This window comes from Streptomyces sp. NPDC008125 (assembly GCF_042957125.1).
GTDB lineage: Bacteria > Actinomycetota > Actinomycetes > Streptomycetales > Streptomycetaceae > Streptomyces.
The window spans coordinates 126,624-144,402 of the sequence record NZ_JBIBHR010000010.1; the positions used below are offsets into that span (position 1 = coordinate 126,624).

Genomic DNA, 17,779 nt, shown 5'->3' on the forward strand with positions numbered 1-17,779 from the left:
CTCCGTCGTACGACCCCGCCCGGCTGACCGGGCGGGGAAAGTCTCACTGGCCCTGTTCGTCGCGGCGGCGCTGCCACCGTTGCTCGATGCGGTTCATCACGGACCGGCGCTGCCTGGGCCCGCGCCCGGCGGCCGGTGCGCCGCGCTGCGGCTGCTCCCCCGGCTTCGGCGCCCTGCGCCAGCCGGTGACCGCCAGAACGGCACAGCCGAGCATGACGAGGAAGCCGACCACGCTGATCCAGATCTGCTGGGCGACCATTCCGGACATCAGGAGCGCGATACCCACCAGAAATCCAGCGACCGCCTGGTAGACCCGTCGCCGGGTGTACGTACGCAGCCCGCTTCCCTCAAGCGCTGTCGCGAACTTGGGATCTTCGGCGTACAGCGCTCGCTCCATCTGCTCGAGCATGCGCTGCTCGTGCTCCGAGAGCGGCACGGAGTCCTCCTCGTCGTCGGCCGCGGGGGCGACCGGTAAGCGGCCCTTCCAGGATAGGCAGGGATTCGCCCCCGGGAAACCCGCGCCCACCAGCCAGCAGCCAGTCCGTACCGCCATGTCGGTTCGGCCCTTGAGGCGTTGATTCCCCGAGGGCCGATCCGTTATGCCGGATCCTGTCACCCGATCATACGGGGCCCGGGCCCGGATCGGGGGCCCGGAGCCGGAGGGGATGCGACCGGTGCGCACGCCTTCGCGGTGCCGGTCGGCCGCTCCCCCGCCACCCGGTGTTCCCCGGCGGGCCGCCGTCAGGCCCGGCGCTCGCCCAGGACGTGCAGCTGGGTGGCGACCGAGTGGAAGGCCGGCAGCTCGGCGGCGGCCGCCTCCAGCTTCAGCAGGGCCTCCATCGCGCCCGGTTCGGTGTCCACCAGCACACCGGGGACCAGGTCGGCGAAGACCCGCACACCGTGCACCGAGGCGACGCCGAGTCCCGCGTCGCGGATCAGGCCGGAGAGCTGGTCGGCGGTGAACCTGTGGGGCACCGGGTCGGCGTCTCCCCAGCGGCCCGCCGGGTCGGTGAGCGCCCGGCGGGCCTCCACGAAGTGACCGGCGAGGGCGCGGGCCAGCACGGCGCCGCCCGAGCCCGCGGTGAGCAGGCTGAGGGCGCCGGACGGGCGAAGCGCCCCGACCGCGTTCCGTACGCCTTCGGCCGGGTCGTCCACGTACTCCAGGACGCCGTGGCAGAGCGCCGCGTCGAAGCTGCCGCGCTCCACCACCTCGAACAGCCCGAGGATGTCGCCCTGGACCCCCCGGACCCGGTCGGCGACGCCCGCCTCGTCGGCCCGGCGCATCAGCGCGAAGAGGGCGTCGGGGCTGGGATCGACGACGGTGACGCGGTGACCCAGCCGGGCGGCGGGCACGGCGAAGTTTCCGGTGCCGCCTCCGGTGTCCAGAACGTCCAGGGTGTCACTGCCGGTCGCCTTCGCCTGGCGGTCGAGGGCGCCTTTGAGGACCTCCCAGACCACGGCGGTACGGAGAGAGGCGCGGGGGCGCGGCTGGTCCGACACGGCAGATGACTCCTCGGCGCGATGCCGCTGCGGGCGGCGGAGCGTGAACGGTGCAGGTGGTGCGGGTGCGCTCCTACCCTATTGCCTCCCGCTTCCCACCTCCCCCTCCCGCTCCGCCACCCCCCGCGCACCGCCCACGGGAGTGCCGTCACCCCGCGCCGGGGCGGGCCCTCCTCGGCTGCGGGAGGGTGGGGTGGAGGCTGAGGAGGCGCTCCACCAGCCGCAGGAACATCGCCACGTCGCGCAGCAGGTCGTCGGCGTCGCGCCGGCTCGCCGCGCCGGGGAGACCCGCCTCGGCGCGGGCCCGGCGCCCCGCCCCGGAGGCGAAGAGGGCGCTCCATTCGGTGAGCTCCGGCGCTATCTCCGGGAGCACCTCCCACGCGCTGCGGATGCGCTCGCGGTGGCGCTTGCCGGCCTCGGGGCGACCACGGGCGGCGAGTACGGCGGCGGCGGCGCGCAGCGCGGCGAGATGCGCGGTGGCGTACCGCTCGTTGGGGACGTCGAGGACGGCGGCCTCGGTCAGGCCCGCGTGGGCCTTGGCGAGAAGATCGAGGGCGGCAGGCGGGGCCCCGGCGCGGCGCGAAACGGGGTGGACGTCGTCGGGGGGACCGGTGGGTGAGGGGGCAGGGCTGCCTGCGCGGCGCCCCGGGGCGGCAGCTGCGGACGAGCTGGCCATGACGATCCTCCTGTCGTCTGTGACGGCTCGGTGGCCGTATGTGTCCATGGTGGCGGGTACCACTGACAATCCGGTTCAAGCCCCTGATGACCTGGCCTTTTGCTTCCGGCGTACGTTCCGGCTACGTTTTTGCACTGACCAGTCAGTTCAAATCGGTCGGGCGGTGCGCCGCACGCCGGCCGGTGCGGAACAGCGCGAAGCAGTGCGAGGAGGGGGAGCGATGGCAGACGAAGAGCCGGCGGGCACGCCGCGCGGCGCCGCCGTGGAGGTGCGGGGTCTCGGGCTGCGGGGTCCGCGCGGGTGGGCGTTCCGGGGTGTGGAGTTCGACGCCGCGCCCGGCACCCTCACCGCCCTGGCCGGCCCCTCGGGCTCGGGCCGCACCTCGCTGCTGCTGGCGCTCACCGGCCGGATGCGGACGACGGAAGGCCGGGCGAGCACCGGCGGCTACCCGCTCCCGGGCAGGCTCGCGGCGGTCCGCCGGATCACCGCGCTCGGACCGGTCACCGGCGTCAGCGAGCTCGAAGGGACCCTGACTGTCGCCGAACATCTGCGGGAGCGCGCCCTGCTCCGGAGCCGGTACACCGGCCCCGTCCGGGCGCTGCTCCGTCCGCGCCGGGAGCGCGCGGCATCGGGCGAGCGGGTCGCCGAGGTGGTGGAGGCCGCCGGGCTCGACCTCGGCGCCCTGCCGAAGGCCGGGCGGACGCAGGCCCGGGACCTGGGACGGCTGGACGCCCTGCGGCTCTCCGTGGCCCTCGCCCTGCTGGACGAGCCCCGGCTGCTCGCGGTCGACGACACCGGCCTCGGCCTCGACGCGGCGGGCCGGGCGGCTGCCTGGGAGCTGCTGCGCACCGTCGCCGCCCGGGGCACCACCGTGCTCGCGGTGTGCGCCGAGGCCCCCGAGGACGTACCGGCCGTACGCACCGGGCCGTCGACGGGCACGACCGCCGCCGGGCCCACCACCGGCCCGAACGCCGGCACCGGCCCGAGCACTGCCACCACCACCGCCGACGGCGATTCCGACGAGAAGGAGGCCGGCGATGCGCGCGACGGGTCTGGCCGGGCTTGAGCTGAAGCGCTTCGGCAGGGGGAAGCTGCCGCGCGCCGCGCTGGCCGCCCTCCTGCTGCTGCCCCTGCTGTACGGGGCCCTCTACCTCTGGTCCTTCTGGGACCCGTACGGGCATCTGGACCGGATTCCCGTCGCTCTGGTCGACGAGGACGAGGGAGCGACGATCCCGGACGGAGGCGGCAAGGACCCGCGCGGCGGGGCAGCCGGGGACCGGCTCGCCGTCGGCGACGAGCTCGCCGGGAAGCTGCTGGACTCCAAGACCTTCGAGTGGCACCGGGTGGGCGCCGCCGAGGCCCGACGGGGTGTCGAGAACGGTACGTACTACCTCTCGCTCACCCTGCCCGCCGACCTCAGCCGGCGGATCGCGTCGAGCGGGGGCGGCTCCCCCGAGACGGGCGCACTCCAGGTGCGCACCAACGACGCCAACAACTACATCGTCGGCCAGATCTCCAGGACGGTGTTCTCCGAGATCCGCGCGGCGGCCTCGGCCGAGGCCTCGCGCGGCTTCCTCGACCGGATCTTCATCGGCTTCTCGGACATCCACGACGCGACGGCGAAGGCCGCCGCCGGGGCGGACGACCTGCACACCGGCATCACGAAGGCCGAGCAGGGGTCGAAGGATCTCGCCGAGGGGCTCAAGGAGAGCAAGTCCGGCAGCGAACGGCTCTCCGACGGCATCACCGCGCTCGACCGGGGCTCCGCCGATCTGCGGACCGGATCGCGTCAGGTCGCGGACGGCACCCAGCTCCTCGCCGACCAGGTCGGCCGGATCGCGGACGGCATCCGGCCGTTCCTCGACGACGACGGCAAGTCCATCGGCGACACCGCCCGGCTGGTCGCCGACGCCTCGCGGACCGTGCGGGACAACCTCGGTGAACTGGTGAAGGCGGCGCCCGCCGCGGCCACCGCCGCGCACACCGCCTCCGACGACCTCGCCGCCGTCCGGACGCAGCGGTGCGAGGACCCGCCGCTGCCGGACCCGGCCGTCTGCGACCCGCTGGCGAAGGCGGTGGCGGCGGCGGCCGGCGTCGCCGCCGTCGCCGACGACGTCAGCGCCCTGGTCGAGGACGAGGACGGTGATCTCGCCGTGCTGCGCACCCGGCTGACGGTCCTGCAGCAACGGGCGGAGGACCTCGCGGAGCACGCGCCGACGCTCGACGACGACCTGGAGTCCGCCGTGGCGAAGGTCGACGCCCTCAACGCGGGCGCGCAGCAGGTCGCCGAGGGCGCCGGAACCCTGCACTCCGGGCTGTCCACGGCGAAGTCCGGGGCCCTGGCGCTGGACACCGGTGTCGGCGCGCTGAAGACGGGGGCCCTGGGCCTGGACAGCGGGCTGCACCGCCTGAGCGACGGGTCCACCACCCTGGCGGACGGGCTGAACGACGGTGTGGGCGAGATCCCGGACTACGACGAGGACGACCGCGACGCCCGGACCGGGGTCATGGCCGACCCGGTCCGCCTCGCCTCCTCGTCGCTGCACGCGGCCCCGAACTACGGCACCGGCTTCGCCCCGTATTTCATCCCGCTCTCCCTCTGGGTCGGCGCGATGGTGGCGTACATGCTGATGCAGCCGCTGAACCGGCGGGCCCTCGCGACCGGTGCCTCCGCCCGCCGGACCGCGTTCGCGGGCTGGCTGCCGGTGGCCGCGACCGGTCTGGTGCAGGTCGCCGCGCTGATGTCCGTTCTCCACTGGGGGCTGGGTCTGGAGATGGCGCACCCGGTGGCCACGGTCGGCTTCCTCGCTCTGGTGACCTGCTGCTTCGCGGCGATCGTGCAGTGGCTGAACGCCCGCTTCGGCGCGGCGGGACGGATCCTGGTGCTGGCGCTGCTGATGCTCCAGCTGACCTCGGCCGGCGGTACCTACCCCGTGCGGACCAGCCCCGGCTTCTTCGAGGCGGTCCACCCGTGGCTGCCGATGAGCTGGGTCGTCGAGGCGCTTCGCCGGCTGATCACCGGCGGGGGGCCCGGGCCGGTCTGGCAGGCCTGCGCGGTCCTGGCCGCCTTCACGGCGGGGGCCCTCGCGCTGACCGCCGTCGCCGCCCGGCGCAGGCAGGTGTGGACCCTGGAGCGGCTGCACCCGGAGCTGAGTCTGTGAGCGGGCTCGGGGCGAAGGGGTTCGGAGCGGCGGCGGACCTGTGAGAATCGACCTCATGGAAAGCAGTGGCACCACCCGCCGCCAGGCGACCCGGCAGAAACTCTACGAGGCGGCCGTGACCCTCATCGCCGAGAAGGGCTTCTCGGCGACCACGGTGGACGAGATCGCCGAGCGGGCCGGCGTCGCCAAGGGCACGGTGTACTACAACTTCAAGAGCAAGACCGAGCTCTTCGAGGAGCTGCTGCGGCACGGCGTCGGCCTGCTGACGGCGGCGCTGCGGGCGGCGGCCGAGGAGACCGCCGCGAGCGGGGGGACCCGGGTGGCCGCGCTGGACGCGATGATCCGGGCGGGGCTGGCCTTCATCGACCGCTACCCGGCCTTCACCCAGCTGTACGTGGCCGAGCTCTGGCGCACCAACAGGGCCTGGCAGTCGACCCTCCTGGTGGTGCGCCAGGAGGCGGTCGCCGTGGTGGAGGAAGAACTGCGTGCGGGGGTGGAGAACGGCGAGCTGAGCTCGGAGATCGACATCCCGCTGACCGCCGCCGCCCTGGTCGGGATGGTGCTGGTGGCGGCGCTGGACTGGCAGGCGTTCCAGCCCGAGCGGTCGCTCGACGAGGTCCACTCGGCGCTGTCGCTGCTGCTGCACGGCCGGGTCAGCGGCCGCTGACGGACCGCGGCACCCGCACGGCCAGCGGGACGGCCACGAGGAAGGCCACCGGGACGGCCACCAGGACGGAAAAAGACGCCGGTCCGGTGGAGTTCGATCCCCCTCGAACCCCGCCGGACCGGCGTCCCGCGTACTGCCGGAGGAGCCGTCCCCCGTGGCGGGCCCCGGTCTCCCGTGGCCCCTGGCTCCTCCGTCGCGCGCCCCCGTTGCGTCGGAGGCACGGACCGTCCGCCGCCCCGTGCCGGCGGTCCGGGCACCGTGCCCCTTCCGTGCCCCCACTCTTCCGTCCGGGCAGGTGGCGGCCCATCCGCTCACCTACTCATCCCCGGCACTGGGTACGCGTACTCAGGTCTGTGTGCGAGAGCCCATCCGCCGCCGCCACGGGCTGACTACGATCGCCTCCGTGTCCGTACTCCCCTTGGTCTTCACCAGTGGCTGGGCGAGCGGGATCAACGCCTACGCGGTGGTCCTGCTCCTCGGCGTCTTCGGCGCGACCGGCCTCTCCGACGAGGTCCCCGCGCCCCTCCAGCGCACCGACGTGCTCGTGGTGGCCGCGTTGCTCTTCCTCCTGGAGGCGGTGGCGGACAAGGTCCCGTACCTGGACACCGCCTGGGACACGGTGCACACGGTGGTCAGGCCGGTCTCCGGGGCGGTCGTCGCCGCGCTGCTCGCGGGCGACTCGGGCTCGCTGCCCGAGCTGGCGGCGGCGGCGCTCGGCGGTTCGACGGCGCTGGTGAGCCACCTGGTCAAGGCCGGTACGCGGATGGCGGTCAACTCCTCCCCCGAGCCGTTCTCCAACGTCGTGGTCAGCACGGCGGAGGACCTGGGCGTGGCCGGGATCATCACCTTCGCGATATTCCATCCGGTGGCGGCGGCCTCCGTCGCGGCGGTGCTGCTGGTACTCGGCCTGCTGGCGCTCTGCCTGCTCGCCTCCCGCATCCGCCGCTTCCGCCATCGCCGGGCGCAGCGGCGCCAGGAGCGGGCGGTGGCCGGGGCCGGACGGCACTGGCCGTACGACTGAGGCCGGCGGGGGCCGACGGCCCGGGGTCGACGGGCCTTGCGGGCCGCAGGGGACGGGACGGGGTGGGACCCCTCTCGGAGGGGTCGATAAGGTCACCGTCATGGCACGAATTGCGGTGATCGGCGCCGGGACGGGCGCCATGGCGGCGGCTGCCCGGCTCGCGGTGGCGGGGCATCGGGTGACGGTGTACGAGCGGTCGGAGACGTACGGCGGCTCCCTGGGGCGGCACGAGCGGGACGGCTTCGTCTTCGACACCGGTCCGGCGCTGCTGCATCTGCCGGCCGTGCAGCGGGACCTCTTCGTCAAGACCGGCAAGGAGTCCCTGGAGCAGCGGGTGACGCTGACCCAGGTCGATCCGGCGAGCCATCACGTCTTCGCGGACGGCACCCGGGTCTCGCTGCCCAACGCGTCCCGGGCCGGGGTGGTCGCCGCCCTGGAGGGGGCGCTCGGCGGGGGCGCCGGGGCCCGGTGGGGAGCGTTCCTCGACCGGGCCCGGGACGCCTGGGACCGCTCGCGCCGGCCGCTGCTGGAGGAGCCGCTGCGGTCCGACCGGCAGGTGCTCGGCCGTGACCCTTACCCGGCCGTGCGGACCCGCCGGCTGCTGCGCGGCGCGCGGCAGGCGTCCACCCTGGCCGAGGTCGGCGCGTGGGAGCTGGCCGATCCCCGGCTCTCCGCCCTGCTGGACGGATACGCCCTGGCCTACGGCCTCGACCCGCGCGAGGCACCGGCGGGCGCGGCCCTGCTGCCGTACATGGAGGAGACCTTCGGCACCTGGTACGTGGCGGGCGGGATGCGGGCCCTGGCCGACGCGCTGTACGAGCGGTGCCTGGCGCGTCGGGTGGAGTTCGTGTTCGGCGCGGAGGCGGTCCGGGTCGTGGAGAAGGACGGCCGGGCGGCCGGGGTGGAGCTGGCGGACGGCACCCCGGCCGAGGCCGGCCACGTGGTGCTGGGCGTGCGGCCCAGGCCCGGCCTGGTGCCGGGAGGGCCGGCCGAGGGGGACGTACCCGTGCAGCCGCACCCCGGCACGGGTCCGCTGCCGGGCCGTTTCGTGGTGATGCTCTCGCTGCGCGGCGGCCGGGACGCCGGGACCCCGCACCGGACGGTGGTGCACGCCCCGGACGGTGCGGCGGAGCAGGCGGCGCTCTTCGCGGGGCGGCTCGCCGAGGTGCCCACGGTCACCGTGCTGCGGCCTGACGACCCGGCGACCCGGCCGGACGAGGACCACGAGGCGGTGACGCTGGTGGCCACGGTCGCCCCGCACGGCCCGGTGGACTGGACGGACCCCGCGCTGCGCGAGCGGTACACCGCGACGGTGGTCGCCGCCGCCGGGAAGGCGGTCCCGGGCCTGCGCGAGCGGATCCTCGACACCGAGGTGCGCACCCCCGCCGAGACGGAGGCACAGACGGGCGCGTCCGGCGGTTCGGTGCCGCCGCCCGCGCTGGCCGGTGCGGCGGGGGCCCGGCTGCACCCGGCCAACCGCACCCGGCTGCCGGGGCTCTACCTGGCGGGCGGCTGGTCGCACCCGGGCGGCGGCCTGGCGCACGCGGGGATGTCGGGCGCCCTGGTCGCCGGGCTGATCGTGGAGGGCGACGGTTTCCAGGGCTCGCGGTGAGCCGTGGAACGCAGGCGCCGACACGGGGACAGCGGCGCGCCCCCTCGCGGGAGGGGGCGCGCCGCTGTCGTCGTCAGTAGCGGTACTGCTCGTTCTGGCCGGGGTCGTAGCCGTTGCCGTATCCGTCGTCACGGGCCGGGTGGCCGCTGCCGTACGGGGCGGGCGTGGCCTGCGGGTACTGCTCGCCCTCGCGTTGCTGCGGCACCCAGACACCCCCCGGCGGGGTGTCGGCGGTGTACGGCTCGGTGTACTGCTGCTGGTTCGGATAGCCGTCGTATCCGCCCGGCCCGGGGTCGTAGCCGGTGCCGTTGCCGTAGGCGTCGTAGGACGCGTACGGCGGGGCGGCGGTGCCGCCCGTACCGATGTACGGGTCGGAGTACGCCGCATAGCCGTGCTGGTCGGTGCCGTAGGCGTACCCGCCGTTGTTCGAGGGGTTCTGTGCGGGCTCGCCGTAGCCGCTGTACGGGTCGTGGGCGGCGAACTGGGGCTGGGCGCCCGCCGGTTGCGGCTCCTGCTGGTACTGCTCCTGGTACCCCTGATCGCCGCCCGGTTGCGCGTACGCGCTCGTGCTCGGGCTGTACACGCCGTACTGGCCGGTCTCCTCCGGCATGGGCTCCGGCTCGTACACGGCGGCCTGTTGCTCCTGCGCGGGCGTGGCAGGTTCCTCGTACTCCAGGTCGGAGACCTCGAGTACGGGCTCCTCCTCGGCGGGGCGCCGCTCGCCGCGGCGACGGCGGCTGGCCCCGGGGCTGCCCCCTATGGCCCACCCGGTGGAGAAGCCCCGCCGGAAGGAGAGCGTCACGTAGGTCTGGCCCACCGCGAAGGCGATCGCGCCCGCGACGATGACCAGCACGGACGGGATCAGGACGCCGAGCACCACGCAGAGGAATCCGGAGAAGGCGAGGAGCCTCCAGCGCAGCCGTGCCTTGTACTGCAGCAGCACCTCGCCCAGCAGCCACAACGCCACCACGCCGAAAGCGATGTAGAGGACCGTCCAGCCCACGCCCGCCCCACCTTCTACGGCCGCCGCCGGATCGAGGGCGGGTACGGCCGGTCACGACTGCTTGTGCAGTCCGAGATTCTCGTAGATTTCGAGCGTTGCCGTCGAGTTGTTGAGCGTGATGAAGTGCAGTCCGGGCACACCTTCGGACAGCAGCTTCGCGCAGAACTCCGTTGCGAACTCGATGCCAATGGAGCGTACAGCGGCCGGATCGTCCCTGACGGCGTGGATGCGTTCTTCGAGCACCCGGGGCACGGCCGCGTTGCTCAGCTGGGGAAACCGTTCGAGCTGTTTGACGCTGGTGACCGGCATGACCTCGGGAATGATGGGCGTGTCGCAACCCGCGGCGACCACACGGTCACGCATCCGGAGGTAGTCCCCGGGTTCGAAGAACATCTGCGTGATGGCGTAGTCGGCACCGGCCCGGCATTTGTCCACGAAGTGGCGGGTGTCCGTTTCCCAGTCGGTCGACCTGGGGTGCATTTCGGGGAAGGCGGCGACGCCGACGCAGAAATCGCCGGATTCCTTGATGAGCCGCACCAGGTCGGCGGCGTACGTGACGCCCTCCGGGTGTTCGACCCACTCGCCCATCGGGTCGCCCGGCGGGTCTCCGCGCACGGCGAGGATGTTCCTGATCCCGGCGTCGGCGTACTGGCCGATCATGTTGCGCAGCTCCGCGACGGAGTGGTTGACCGCGGTGAGGTGCGCGACGGGGGTGAGCGTGCTGTCGGCCGCGATCCGCTGCGTCGCGCGGACCGTGCCCGCCCGGGTGGAACCTCCGGCTCCGTACGTCACGGAGACGAAGCTGGGGCCCACGGCCTCGACCCGGCGCAACGCGTTCCAGAGGTTCCGCTCGCCCTTCTCGGTCTTGGGTGCCCAGAACTCGAAGGAGTACGACGTCTTGCCGGACGCGAGCAGCTCACGCACGGTGCGTGCGCGGTCCGTCCGGGTGGAGGAGGTGCCAAGGGCCATACCGCGAGGTTAACCAGGGCGCGGCCGTCCCCCAACCAGAGCGGGACATATGTCCGTATTGCAGTGAATACTGTCCACGCCTCGGACAGCGCGCTCCCGGCAGGCGCTCCGGCCCCCGGCGCGGGTCCGCCGCACGGGTGACGACGCGCGGGCGGTCAGCGCTCGCGGACGCGCTTCGCCAGACCGGCCGCGGCTGCGGCCGGGTCGTCGGCCTCGGTGATCGCGCGGACCACCACGACGCGCCGGGCGCCGGCGTCCAGCACCTCGTCGAGATTGCCCGCGTCGATGCCGCCGATGGCGAACCACGGGCGGGGGGTGGCCAGCGAGGCGGCGTACCGGACGAGGCCGAGGCCGGGGGCGTGGCGGCCGGGCTTGGTCGGGGTGGGCCAGCAGGGGCCGGTGCAGAAGTAGTCGACGCCGGGCTGTGCGGCGGCCGCGTCCACCTCGGACTCGGCGTGCGTGGAGCGGCCGATCAGCGGGGTCCCGCCGATGATCGCGCGGGCGGCGGGGACCGGCAGGTCGCCCTGGCCGAGGTGGAGGACGTCGGCGCCGATGGCGTGGGCGACGTCCGCACGGTCGTTGACGGCGAGGAGCTTGCCGTGACGTGCGCACGCTTCCGAGAACACCTGCAGGTGTTCCAGTTCCTCGGCGGCCTCCATGCCCTTGTCCCGCAGCTGGACGATGTCCACGCCGGAGGAGAGCACGGCGTCGAGGAACGCGGGGAGGTCGCCCTGCCGCCTGCGGGCGTCCGTGCACAGGTAGAGACGGGCGTCGGCGAGCAGGTGGCGCGGCGTGGACATGAAGGAGTTCCCCCGTGGGTCACCGCGGGCGCGGGCCGTGGAGTGCACGGCCCGCGACCACGTGTGCGGTCGTCTCGGTCAGACGGCGAGCGCCTGGGCGCGGCGCTTCACCTCCGTCCCGCGATTCTCGCTCAGCGCCTGCGCGGGGGTTCCCGGCAGGGTCGGGTCGGGGGTGAAGAGCCAGTCCAGCATCTCTTCGTCGGAATAGCCGTCGTCCCTCAGGAGCGTCAGGGTCCCCGCGAGGCCCTTGACCACCTTGTCGCCGTCGATGAAGGCGGCAGGCACCTGGAGCGTCCGGTTCTCACCGCGGCGCACCGCGATCAGCTGGCCTTCCTTCACCAGCTGCCGCACGCGCGTCACCTGGACATCGAGAAGTTCCGCGATGTCGGGGAGGTGGAGCCAGGCAGGGACGAGAGCATCGATCTTTGCGTCAATCTCGGTCACGAGGACAAGCGTGCCATCTGGGACCGACAGCCGGAAGCCGGGCCGACCGTACGGACCACGTCAGGACGGCGTCCGCGCAGGTCGCACGGGGGTCGGACGGGGTCGTGAGGGAGCGCGCGAGCGACGCCCCGGAGCTCAGCGGACGGCGGACTTCAGGGGTACGGCGGGGTCGGCGGCCCGCTCGGGGTCGACGGCCCGGCCGGAGGCGACGAGCTTGCGGCCCTGGGTGAGATCGCGCGGACGGCCGACCGCCAGCAGGGCGACCAGCGCGCCGTCGCGCAGCCAGAGCACGGTCCACTCCTCGTCGGAGGGGTCGCCGCGCCACAGCAGGGTGTCGGCGTCGGCGTGGTGCCCGGCGTACTGGACGAACCGGCCGAACTGCTCGGACCAGAAGTACGGCACCGGGTCGTACGGCTCCGGGGCGCCGGGTCCGCCGGCCCCCGTGATGCCCGCCGCGACCGTGCGCGGCCCCTGGAGCGCGTTGTCCCAGTGGTGGACGAGGAGGCGTGCGCCGTAGCGCGCGGAGGGGTACGAGGCGCAGTCCCCGACGGCGTACACCCCGGGCGCCGAGGTGCGCAGGCGGGCGTCGGCGGTGACCGATCCGTCGGGGCCGAGCGCGATGCCGGAGCCGGTGAGCCAGCCGGTGGCGGGGCGGGCGCCGATGCCGACGACCACCGCGCCGGCCGGGAGCCTGCGGCCGTCGGCGAGGACCACGGCGCCGGGTTCGACGCGGTCGACCCGGGCGCCGGTGAGGAGTGTGGCGCCGCCGCGCGCGTACCAGTCGGCCATGGGGGCGGTGACCTCTGCGGGCAGCGCTCCGGCGAGCGGCCGGCCGGCGGCCTCCACGACGGTGACCGTGCAGCCGGCGGCGCGGGCGGCGGTGGCGAACTCGGCGCCGATCCAGCCCGCGCCGACCACCACCACGTCGTGGCGCTGGGCGAGAACGGGCCGCAGCCGGGCCGCGTCGTCCAGGGTGCGCAGCAGGTGGGTGCCGGGGACCCCGGCGGCGCCGGGCAGCGTCACGGGTTCGGCGCCGGTGGCGACGACCAGGACGTCGTAGGGCACCGGGCCGTCCGGGGTGTCCACCTCCCGGTCGGCGGGGCGCAGGCCGGTGACGGAGAGCCCGAGGCGCAGACGGACGTCGAGCGCCTCGAAGTCGATGCCGAAGGCGGAGTGCTCGGCGGTACCGAGGAGCACGGCCTTGGAGAGCGGCGGCCGGTCGTAGGGCTGGTGCGGCTCCGCGCCGATCAGGGTGACGGGCGCGGTGTACCCCTCGTCCCGCAGCGCGACGGCGGTCTGCACCCCCGCCATGCCCGCTCCGACGATGACGACGCCGTGCTCCGGCGCCCGCTGCCCGCTCTGTTCGCTCACGCACCCACCCTAAGCACCTGACGCCCCGTCAGTGATCGGGGTGCGCGGGCCGCCTCGACGGCTCCTTCGTACCGCGCGGACGGCGGGGTTTAGGGTGGCTGCGGAAAGACACTCGCGGGAGCCCGGACGCACCGGGCTGAGAGGGAGGCTGGCGGCCTCCGACCGTAGGAACCTGATCCGGGTCATGCCGGCGAAGGGAGGGGCTGGACACCCATGCATGCTTCACAGGAACCGTCTTCCGCCGCGGGCGGGGGCACGGCGGGCGGGGGCACGAGCGGCGCGGACCGCCGGGGCCCCTCGTACGACGTGCTCGTCGTCGGGGGCGGCATCATCGGCCTGGTGACCGCCTGGCGGGCGGCGCAGGCGGGGCTGCGGACGGCCGTCGCCGATCCGGAACCGGGCGGCGGGGCCGCCCGGGTGGCGGCCGGGATGCTGGCCGCCGTCACCGAACTCCACTACGGCGAGCAGCTGCTGCTCGGGCTCAACCTCGCCTCCGCCGCCCGCTACCCGGAGTTCGTGGCGGAGCTGGAGGCGGTGAGCGGCCGGGAGACCGGCTTCCGCGCCTGCGGCACCCTCGCGGTGGCACTGGACTCGGACGACCGGGCGCACCTGCGCGAACTGCACGCCCTCCAGGAGCGGTCCGGCCTGGATGCGCAATGGCTGTCGGGGCGCGAGTGCCGGCGTCTTGAGCCGATGCTGGCGCCGGGCGTCCGGGGCGGGCTTCGGGTGGACGGCGACCATCAGGTCGACCCGCGCCGGCTGGCGGCCGCACTGCTGACGGCCTGCGAGCGGGCCGGGGTGGTCTTCCACCGCAGCCCCTGCGAGCGCCTGGAGACCGCGCGCGGCCGGGCGTCCGGGGCGCTGCTCGCGGACGGCACGGCGGTCTCGGCCGGCCAGGTGGTGCTGGCCGCCGGAAGCCTCAGCGGCCGGCTCCCCGGCCTGCCGGAGGGCGTCGCCCCGCCGGTGCGCCCGGTGAAGGGCCAGGTGCTGCGGCTGACCGTGCCGCGCGCGTACGCCCCCTTCCTCAGCCGGACCGTGCGCGCGGTGGTGCGGGGCCAGGACCTGTACCTCGTACCGCGCGAGAACGGCGAGCTGGTCGTCGGCGCGACGAGCGAGGAGATGGGCTGGGACACCACCGTGACGGCGGGAGGGGTGTACGAGCTGCTGCGCGACGCCCACGAGCTGGTGCCGGGCATCACCGAGCTGCCGCTCACCGAGACCCTGGCCGGGCTGCGCCCCGCCACCCCGGACAACGCACCGGTGCTCGGCCCGACCGCGCTGCCGGGGCTGCTCGTCGCCACCGGCCACGGCCGCAACGGGGTGCTGCTCACCCCCGTCACCGGCGACGCCATGGCGCACGCGCTGACCACCGGCACGCTGCCGGAGGTGGCCCGCCCGTTCGCGCCGGGCCGCTTCGCCACCCCTGTCGTCCCCGCGCGCGAGGAGCAGTACGCATGACCGACCCGACCGCCACCGTGAGCGTCTCCGTCAACGGTGACCCGCGCGAGGTCCGCGCCGGCACCACCCTGGGCGCCCTGGTGGCGACCCTCACCCGGGCGCCCTCCGGGGTCGCCGCCGCCGTCAACGAGAGCGTGGTGCCGCGCTCGGCCTGGGACTCCACCGCCCTCGGCGGGGGCGACCGGATCGAGGTCCTCACCGCGGTGCAGGGAGGCTGACCATGGCCGACGACCTCTTCCGGCTGGGCGGGCGCACGTTCTCGTCCCGGCTGATCATGGGCACCGGCGGCGCCCCCAGCCTGGACGTGCTGGAGCGGGCGCTCGTCGCCTCCGGCACCGGGCTGACCACCGTCGCGATGCGCAGGCTCGACCCGACCGTGCAGGGTTCGGTCCTCTCCGTCCTGGAGCGCCTCTCCATCCAGGTGCTGCCGAACACCGCGGGCTGCTTCACCGCCGGCGAGGCGGTGCTGACCGCCCGGCTGGCCCGGGAGGCCCTCGGCACCGACTGGGTGAAGCTGGAGGTGGTGGCCGACGAGCGGACCCTGCTGCCGGACCCGGTCGAGCTGCTGGACGCGGCGGAGGTCCTGGTCGACGACGGGTTCACCGTGCTGCCCTACACCAACGACGACCCGGTGCTCGCGCGGAAGCTGGAGGACGTGGGCTGCGCGGCGGTCATGCCGCTCGGCTCCCCCATCGGCTCCGGCCTGGGCATCCGCAACCCGCACAACTTCGAGCTGATCGTGGAGCGGGCCGGGGTCCCGGTGATCCTGGACGCAGGTGCGGGCACCGCCTCGGACGCGGCGCTGGCGATGGAGCTGGGATGCGCGGCGGTGATGCTCGCCTCGGCGGTGACCCGGGCGCAGGAGCCGGAGCTGATGGCGTCGGCGATGCGGCACGCGGTGGACGGCGGCCGTCTCGCCCGCCGGGCGGGCCGCATCCCCCGCCGGCACTTCGCCGAGGCGTCCTCCCCGGTGGAGGGCCGGGCGGTGCTGGACCCGGAGCGCCCGGCGTTCTGAGCCCGGCCCTGCCGGCCCTCCCGGCCCTCCGGGCGAGGGGCGCGGGCCGGTGTTGTCACGGCTCCGCTGCGATACGGCCCCGGGCCCGCTCCGGGGCGCCCGGGGTGTCCGCGGCGGCTCGTAGACTCGTCGGGTGGACACGACCCTCCAGGACCCGCTGCTCGGACGGCTGCTCGACGGCCGCTACCGCGTCGACGCGCGCATCGCCGTGGGCGGGATGGCCACGGTCTACCGGGCCGTGGACATCCGGCTCGACCGGGTGCTCGCCCTCAAGGTGATGCACCCCGCGCTCGCGGCCGACGCCTCGTTCGTCGAGCGCTTCATCCGCGAGGCGAAGTCGGTGGCGCGCCTCGCGCACCCCAACGTGGTGTCCGTCTTCGACCAGGGCGCCGAGGGCGCGTACGTCTACCTCGCCATGGAGTACGTCGCGGGGTGCACGCTCCGCGAGGTGCTGCGGGACCGGGGGGCGCTCCAGCCGCGCGCCGCGCTCGACATCCTGGAACCTGTGCTGGCGGCGCTCGGCGCCGCGCACCGGGCGGGGTTCGTGCACCGCGACATGAAGCCGGAGAACGTCCTGATAGGGGACGACGGCTGGGTGAAGGTCGCCGACTTCGGGCTGGTCCGCGCGGTGGGCACCGCCACCGACACCACCGGCTCCCTGCTGGGCACGGTCTCCTATCTCGCCCCGGAGCAGATCGAGCACGGCACCGCCGACACCCGCTCCGACGTGTACGCCTGCGGTGTCGTGCTGTACGAGATGCTGACCGGCACCAAGCCGCACACCGGCGAGAACGCCGCCCAGGTCATCTACCAGCACCTCAACCAGGACGTCCCGCCGCCCTCCGCCGCCGTCCCCGGGCTCTCCCCGGCGCTGGACGCGCTGGTGGCGGGGGCCACCGCGCGTGACGCCCGGGCCCGCGCGCAGGACGCGGTGGTGCTGCTCTCCGAGACCCTGGAGGCCCGCGCCCTGCTGAGCGACGCGGAGCTGGACGCCGTACCGCCGAAGGCGCTCGCCCCGGCCCGCTCCGGCGCCTCGGGCGCGGAGGACCGTACGAGCGTGCTGCCACGCGCCGTGGCCGAGGACCGGGGGACCACGCACCGGACGAGCCGGCTGGAGATGCCCGCCGCCACCGCCTCGGTCGCGCCCGGCCGGCCCCGGCGGTCCGCGCGGGCGGGCGGGGCCGGGGGCCACCCCCGCCGCGGGGTCTACGCCGCGATCACGGCGCTGCTGGTGGTGCTGCTGGTCGGGGGTGGCGTCTGGTACATCAACTCGGGCCAGTTCACCCAGGTCCCCTCACTCCTCAACCAGACCCAGGAGACCGCGGAGAAGCGGCTCACGGACGCCGGGCTCGACGTGAAGTCCGTCGACAAGGCGTACAGCGACACGGTCGACCGGGGCTCGGTGATCAGCAGCGACCCCGCCCCCGGCGACCGGGTCCGGGGCAACGAGTCGGTGAAGCTGGTCGTCTCGCGCGGGCCGGAGATCGTCGAGGTCCCCGACGTGGCGGGGACTCCCCTGTCCGACGCGCGCCGGACCCTGAAGGAGGCCGGCCTGGCGCCGGGCATGGTGACCCGGGAGTTCAGCGAGGACGTCGGGCGCGGCGAGGTGGTCCGTACGGACCCCGGGGCGGGCACCGGGCGTCACCCCGACTCCGCCGTGGCACTGGTCGTGAGCAAGGGCGCCCCGGTCGACGTGCCCGACGTCTCCGGGCTCTCCGTCGAGGACGCCACAGCCGCCCTGGAGGAGGAGGGGCTCAAGGCCGAGGCGAAGCCCGGCCGGGTCGACTCCCCCGAGGAGGCCGGCGACGTCGCCGAGCAGACCCCGGCCCCCGGCGCCGAGGCGGCCGAGGGGGACACCGTGCAGCTGACCGTCTCCAAGGGTCCCCGCATGATCGAGGTGCCGGACGTCACCGGCAAGGACGTCGACGAGGCGCGGGGCCTCCTGGAGGACGCCGGGTTCGAGGTCAAGGTCGACCGGCCGTTCCTCTCCTTCAGCGACACGGTCGGGAGCCAGTCCGTCGACGGCGGCGGGCGGGCGGCCGAGGGATCGACCATCACCATCAGGACCAAGGGACTGTGAAC

At 74.7% G+C, this 17,779-nt stretch carries 17 protein-coding genes and 1 riboswitch; of the genes, 9 read left to right on the plus strand and 8 right to left on the minus strand.

All coding sequences use genetic code 11. From position 1 onward, the window contains the following. Window positions 1–43: 43 nt before the first annotated feature. The 3 genes from ACFZAX_RS18735 to ACFZAX_RS18745 all read right to left on the minus strand — a co-directional run bounded on the left by ACFZAX_RS18735 (window position 44) and on the right by ACFZAX_RS18745 (window position 2,176). Window positions 44–436, minus strand: coding sequence for a DUF3040 domain-containing protein (locus tag ACFZAX_RS18735; protein WP_327175262.1), 393 nt, complete (start codon window positions 434–436; stop codon window positions 44–46). Between the two features lie 305 nt (window positions 437–741). Next, window positions 742–1,500 (minus strand): methyltransferase, encoded by a 759-nt coding sequence (locus ACFZAX_RS18740; protein WP_390962746.1) that lies wholly within the window; start codon window positions 1,498–1,500, stop codon window positions 742–744. A 148-nt stretch (window positions 1,501–1,648) separates the two neighbouring features. Beyond that, complete coding sequence (locus ACFZAX_RS18745; protein WP_390962748.1) at window positions 1,649–2,176, minus strand: SAV_6107 family HEPN domain-containing protein; 528 nt, start codon at window positions 2,174–2,176, stop codon at window positions 1,649–1,651. A gap of 220 nt (window positions 2,177–2,396) precedes the next feature. Between ACFZAX_RS18745 and ACFZAX_RS18750 the strand changes: the two genes are divergently transcribed. The 5 genes from ACFZAX_RS18750 to ACFZAX_RS18770 all read left to right on the plus strand — a co-directional run bounded on the left by ACFZAX_RS18750 (window position 2,397) and on the right by ACFZAX_RS18770 (window position 8,637). Continuing rightward, window positions 2,397–3,242, plus strand: coding sequence for an ATP-binding cassette domain-containing protein (locus tag ACFZAX_RS18750; protein WP_390962750.1), 846 nt, complete (start codon window positions 2,397–2,399; stop codon window positions 3,240–3,242). Next, a complete protein-coding gene (locus ACFZAX_RS18755; RefSeq protein ID WP_390962752.1) occupies window positions 3,214–5,337 on the plus strand; it encodes a YhgE/Pip family protein in 2,124 nt (707 codons plus the stop codon). Before ACFZAX_RS18750 ends, ACFZAX_RS18755 begins: the two co-directional genes overlap by 29 nt. 55 nt (window positions 5,338–5,392) lie before the next feature. Further along, the gene (locus tag ACFZAX_RS18760) at window positions 5,393–6,004 is read left to right on the plus strand and encodes a TetR family transcriptional regulator (protein ID WP_390962754.1); all 612 of its coding nucleotides are present in this window, start codon (window positions 5,393–5,395) and stop codon (window positions 6,002–6,004) included. A gap of 403 nt (window positions 6,005–6,407) precedes the next feature. Further along, on the plus strand, window positions 6,408–7,025 hold the full coding sequence (locus ACFZAX_RS18765; RefSeq protein WP_390962756.1) for a DUF4126 family protein: 618 nt from the start codon (window positions 6,408–6,410) through the stop codon (window positions 7,023–7,025). Between the two features lie 100 nt (window positions 7,026–7,125). Beyond that, entirely contained in the window at window positions 7,126–8,637 is a 1,512-nt protein-coding gene (locus ACFZAX_RS18770) for an FAD-dependent oxidoreductase (protein WP_390962758.1), read from the plus strand. 73 nt (window positions 8,638–8,710) lie between these two features. Here ACFZAX_RS18770 and ACFZAX_RS18775 read toward each other — a convergent pair whose 3' ends face one another. From ACFZAX_RS18775 to ACFZAX_RS18795, 5 genes are all read right to left on the minus strand, one after another. Then, the gene (locus tag ACFZAX_RS18775; RefSeq protein WP_390962759.1) at window positions 8,711–9,640 is read right to left on the minus strand and encodes a hypothetical protein; all 930 of its coding nucleotides are present in this window, start codon (window positions 9,638–9,640) and stop codon (window positions 8,711–8,713) included. 51 nt (window positions 9,641–9,691) lie between these two features. Further along, window positions 9,692–10,609 (minus strand): methylenetetrahydrofolate reductase [NAD(P)H], encoded by a 918-nt coding sequence (gene metF, locus ACFZAX_RS18780; protein ID WP_390962760.1) that lies wholly within the window; start codon window positions 10,607–10,609, stop codon window positions 9,692–9,694. A gap of 155 nt (window positions 10,610–10,764) precedes the next feature. Further along, window positions 10,765–11,409: a thiamine phosphate synthase gene (gene thiE / locus ACFZAX_RS18785; protein ID WP_390962761.1), complete on the minus strand. Its 645-nt coding sequence runs from the start codon at window positions 11,407–11,409 to the stop codon at window positions 10,765–10,767. A 78-nt stretch (window positions 11,410–11,487) separates the two neighbouring features. Then, window positions 11,488–11,853 carry an Rv2175c family DNA-binding protein gene (locus ACFZAX_RS18790; protein ID WP_327175273.1) on the minus strand — a complete coding sequence of 122 codons (366 nt, stop codon included), beginning with the start codon at window positions 11,851–11,853 and terminating at the stop codon, window positions 11,488–11,490. A gap of 135 nt (window positions 11,854–11,988) precedes the next feature. Further along, window positions 11,989–13,164, minus strand: a complete 1,176-nt coding sequence (locus ACFZAX_RS18795) for an FAD-dependent oxidoreductase (protein ID WP_390963012.1) — start codon at window positions 13,162–13,164, stop codon at window positions 11,989–11,991. A 164-nt stretch (window positions 13,165–13,328) separates the two neighbouring features. Further along, window positions 13,329–13,440: riboswitch (TPP riboswitch) on the plus strand. On the opposite strand from ACFZAX_RS18795, the gene thiO reads away from it, so the two are divergent. The 4 genes from thiO (at window position 13,438) to pknB (ending at window position 17,777) form a co-directional block, all read left to right on the plus strand. Then, window positions 13,438–14,682 (plus strand): glycine oxidase ThiO, encoded by a 1,245-nt coding sequence (gene thiO, locus ACFZAX_RS18800; RefSeq protein ID WP_390962762.1) that lies wholly within the window; start codon window positions 13,438–13,440, stop codon window positions 14,680–14,682. (Overlaps the previous riboswitch by 3 nt.) Continuing rightward, a complete protein-coding gene (gene thiS, locus ACFZAX_RS18805) occupies window positions 14,679–14,900 on the plus strand; it encodes a sulfur carrier protein ThiS (protein ID WP_390962763.1) in 222 nt (73 codons plus the stop codon). Before thiO ends, thiS begins: the two co-directional genes overlap by 4 nt. 2 nt (window positions 14,901–14,902) lie before the next feature. Then, complete coding sequence (locus tag ACFZAX_RS18810; RefSeq protein WP_390962764.1) at window positions 14,903–15,697, plus strand: thiazole synthase; 795 nt, start codon at window positions 14,903–14,905, stop codon at window positions 15,695–15,697. Between the two features lie 133 nt (window positions 15,698–15,830). Next, window positions 15,831–17,777 carry a Stk1 family PASTA domain-containing Ser/Thr kinase gene (gene pknB, locus ACFZAX_RS18815; RefSeq protein WP_390962766.1) on the plus strand — a complete coding sequence of 649 codons (1,947 nt, stop codon included), beginning with the start codon at window positions 15,831–15,833 and terminating at the stop codon, window positions 17,775–17,777. Window positions 17,778–17,779: the final 2 nt, after the last annotated feature.